The organism is Pseudaeromonas pectinilytica, from assembly GCF_054780855.1.
In genome coordinates this window covers 1-4,142 of the sequence record NZ_BAAGVN010000269.1, presented here as the reverse complement: position 1 = coordinate 4,142, position 4,142 = coordinate 1, and the positions used below count along the sequence as shown (strand labels likewise).

The window sequence follows — 4,142 nt, the reverse complement described above, 5'->3', positions numbered from 1 at the left end:
TGGAACGTCCCGCTGGAGCCCATTGCAAAAAAAGTGGCGCAATACAACGAAGGCAAGTAGGTCGATTTAGCGGCGCTTACCAGTCAATCGAGGTAACAACCATAATCCACGGCCACCATCACGATCCTTTCAGTTATGGTTCGAAAAAACAAATGAATATCGGCTTGCGGGATTTGTTTGAACTGACTCGCTGGCAATTATGAGTTCGCAGAAGGGTGAATGTACTTAACCTTAAAGTTTTGGAGATAAGCCCCAATGCTGCGCACGGTACAAACCGCCGCTTGCAGTGGGGCAAATTGCCTTACTTCTAGGTTCTTCAACTTTCATTGAAGAAGACGGTGAAGAGTGCGCTGAATTTCCGTTCTCGTTCAATTTGTTAGGCAATAAGCCTTGCCTATTTCAGACATACCTCTACTGCCTTGACGAGATCGGCTACGTGAATAGGTGTCGGAGTCCCAGATTTCATTTTCCAGACGGTATACCCTCCCGTCATTGCCTTACCACGCAATTCCGTCTGCTTTCCCTCAGTGATGAAGCGCACGAGCAATTTCGTTTTTCCATCCTCCTGGATATCGAAGAGCTTGCGAGCCACCGCGTCAGTCAAAAGATGGCCCCCTTTAGTGTCGAGGCAATAGACGAGACCTCCCTTCCACACGATGAAGTCCGGGTAGAAGGAAGCGGTGTCGCCTTCGGACAGCAACGGTATATGGAAACCACCGCTGCTCGGATTACGGTGCCATCTATGACCGGACTCGTCGAGAGCAGCAGCGAACGGCCCCTCGAACTTATTCATACCAGCGTATTTTTCGTAGAGGCCATTTTGGAATGCCGTAGCATTCTTGGCGGAGCGAAGCACCCCAAACCGGAATGGGGCCTCGCTCTCATACGCGAGTTCAGAATGGGCGTAATAAGCTGACACGATTTCCGCAGCGAGCTTGGTAGCATAGCGCTCTGCCGGACTCTGTATTTGCACTCTGACATCGAATTTCGGATCGTTAAGATCGGTCACGGCCAAAGCTCGATTGGAGCGAGCTCGGATGGCAGTGTTTACTAGCCAACGGAGCCGAACGGGGTTGGTATGCCCATCAGCCTTCCATTCCGCGCCCCCACCGTCCTTAGCCAGACCGTCCAGTTCAATGATCTGAGATGCCGTATGAGCCAGCCCCAAAGTATCCGATCCACCCTCGGCAAACACAGGAAAGTCCGCGACAATTTCCGCGATCTGCTTGCACGCGTCCGAGGCATCGACATGCACCTGGTGGATGACAACATCCACCCCGTCTTTTGGCGTCAGCTCCTCTGCGCCTCCTGCTCCACCACCAAAATTGTCGGTGATCTCGATAGGAGCTCCCTCGGCTTTGAGTCTCTCCTTTACTGCCCCGATAGCATCTGCGAAGACACTCTGACTATCCACACGAAGAAAAAAGTGGGCACTATTGAGTAGGGGCGAGTCGTAATGTTTGGCGTTGTACTGTCTCAGTACCCGTCCGATGATCTGCTCCACCTGGATGGAGGATCCCATGCTCTTATCGATGTAAGCGAGATAGCATGCAGGGTCATCCCAACCCTCTTGCAACGATAGGTTGAAAATGATGTGCTTGTAATCTCCGGCTCGGAAATCATCGAAATCGTTCTCACCTTTGGAAAATAGATTAACCGCAGCTGGCTTGTTCCCGTCAGCAAAAGATAAGTTGGCATAGATGGCGATCTCTTCCGGATCAATCCCCTTTTCCTCGACAAGATACCTCCAAATCCGAATGGGGGGAGCCTTGCGATGCTCGAAGGGCTTGGTATGGTCATCCTTCTCGCCATCATCCGCAATGTTGGTTTTGCAGACGTAGATAGCCTTCGGTTTGAAGCTAAAGCCACATGACTCTATCTCGTCCTCAATGAGCCCTAAACGCTTGTGGAGGTCATCTAGACACTTCTCCATCGGGGCCGTCGTGCCATCGAACTGAATGGCCTTCTTAACTAGCTGAGCAGAGACCACCTTCGTGCTATCAACTGCCGTAGTGACAAAGCGCTGCGCATCAGGATTTCCACTATCATCAACGGCCCCAAGGTCAGCAAACGCCTTGCTATCCTGCGCGGCCTCATCCACCCACAGCTTGATTGGCTGGATTACAGCCTTACTGAAGTTCGCTGGCAGTTTTAGGGTTGCACTGGCAAGCAAGTATGCGTCCGGCTCTAATTCCGCAAGGATCTCCGACTGCTGCTCTGAAAGGTTATGTCCCTCGTCATAAACAACAAATAGCGGACGACGCTGACTCCCAGCAGTTCTGGCTATCAGGCGTTCCCATGGGGAACTGTCGCCGAAAATATCAGCGTCCTTTTTGTAGATGTTGAGGTTGCCTTCGGACTGGTCCCGGTTGTTAAACAACCCAGTGGTCGCCAATAGCATCAGCGGCGTCGAACCGTCTTCAATGTGCGCAGGAGTAAGCTGGCCGATACCAATGACAGAAAAACCGTCTGCGATCTCGGCATACTTCCCACCAGGGCAAAAATTAGCATAGGTCTGAGCCACAACGGACTTTGCTTTCGACATCCAGAAAACAATTGGCTCACATGCGAAATGGGCCCGCATCAGCGACACCGCCTGCGCGAGCACCGGGGTTTTACCTGCTCCCGTTAGGGCAGAAAGCGCCTGAAAAAAAGGGCGGGGCTTGTTCCCTTTGCATGGCCTGTATGGATGGGCCTCAAAAAACGCATAACGGTCGGCAATCGTCTTTGCGGCGTCTGATTGAAATACCTTTAACTCGAAATCAGGCATCACCTGTCCCTTCGTTGTTGTATGAGTCCTGACGAGGATTGAATCCGATGTGCTCAAGAACCTTGTCGGGTATTTTGTAGAACTCGACGCTGCCGCCGGTATACGGAGCCATCGATGCATAAATGTGATAACGCAAAACCAGCCCTGCTTGTTTTGCTTCTTCCGCGATCTCGCGAAACGCCGTTTTGTCGAGGACAGACGGCTTATCTGGCGTTTCCCAAATCAGGAAAAAGCCCTCGTTTCGGGAATTGACAGCAAAGAGGTGCTTGTAAGAGCCAGCAGGAAGGCGGCGGAGGTAGGACTTTGCCTTTTCCGAGCGATCCCAATAACTAGTCAAGAGCAGGTCGATCATTTCCTCACGAGCTAGGGCATTGACCGCTTCAGCATCAATTTTCTCGCGCCTCAATTCAATGAAACGGAATCCGCTGACAATAGGCTTGGTGGGGCCACTTGCCCATTGGCCTGTGATAACGCGCTTGACTCGTTCAGCCGTAAGAGTTGATGCATAGTGATCACCCTTTTCAGTATTTCCTTGCTCTATAAGTATGAAGTGGCGTTCAGCCCCGGTCTCTGCGTTCAATTCCAATACGGCATGCCCAGTAGTTCCTGAGCCAGCAAACGGGTCTAAGACCAATCCGTCCGGTTTACACCACAGTTGAATAATTTTCTTGATCAAACGCAGAGGCTTAACAGTTTGGAATCCATGATCCTGCCCAACAACAGCAGCAAGTTCTTTGATTCCTGATTGGCTATGACCAGATTCTGTATAGGCCCATGATGCGCTACCAATTTCGAAAGGCGAATCATAATCTTCGCTGGACCACCATGAAAGTGGAACCTTACCTTTCTTAACATCCTTCAGGTAGGTTTTTAATCGGGGAGCGCCATCGCCCTTTTTTGTGAAAAAAAGTCTTGGCCATTGCCCTCGCTCATATATTTTTTGCGCAGCAAGTCTTGATTTTTCGAGGATATCGTCGCTATTTACTGGTTGGCCATTAACGAATTTGCATCCTTTTAAAACCAATGCTTTTACACGGACTTGCTTTCCAGCTTTGTTTGTTAGACTAACATTATCATCAATAATTTTTTCTTCATATTCAGATCCCCATTCTTCGAGCCAAGCCTTCATAGATGCTTTAGCTGAGCGCCAATAATTTGAGCCAGGATAGTGCATCTCGCCAGTAAATGGTGATTGAATTCCGTAAGCAGATTTGGCATCGCCACTGGAAGCAGTCGGGTTTCCGCCTGTTTTTTTGCTATCCCACAAACCTTCTGGGTCGCCGTCCGGATTTGGCGCTGTTCCCTTTACGTGTTGGGGCAATCTATACTTGCAGTAAGTTCGCTGGACTGAGGTGCCCGCTATGGATACCAA

General features: G+C 50.4%; 3 protein-coding genes. 1 reads left to right on the top strand and 2 read right to left on the bottom strand.

Features of this window, described 5'->3' with window-relative positions:
• A partial coding sequence (locus ACYVG7_RS11070; protein ID WP_460883166.1) for a hypothetical protein occupies nucleotides 1–203 on the top strand: 203 nt, incomplete at its 5' end.
• A 191-nt stretch (nucleotides 204–394) separates the two neighbouring features.
• Here ACYVG7_RS11070 and ACYVG7_RS11065 read toward each other — a convergent pair.
• Together ACYVG7_RS11065 and ACYVG7_RS11060 are read right to left on the bottom strand one after the other, a co-directional pair.
• Entirely contained in the window at nucleotides 395–2,770 is a 2,376-nt protein-coding gene (locus ACYVG7_RS11065) for a DEAD/DEAH box helicase (RefSeq protein ID WP_460883165.1), read from the bottom strand.
• On the bottom strand, nucleotides 2,763–4,142 hold a 1,380-nt coding region (locus ACYVG7_RS11060), incomplete at its 5' end, for a DNA methyltransferase (protein ID WP_460883164.1). The genes ACYVG7_RS11065 and ACYVG7_RS11060, both read right to left, overlap by 8 nt.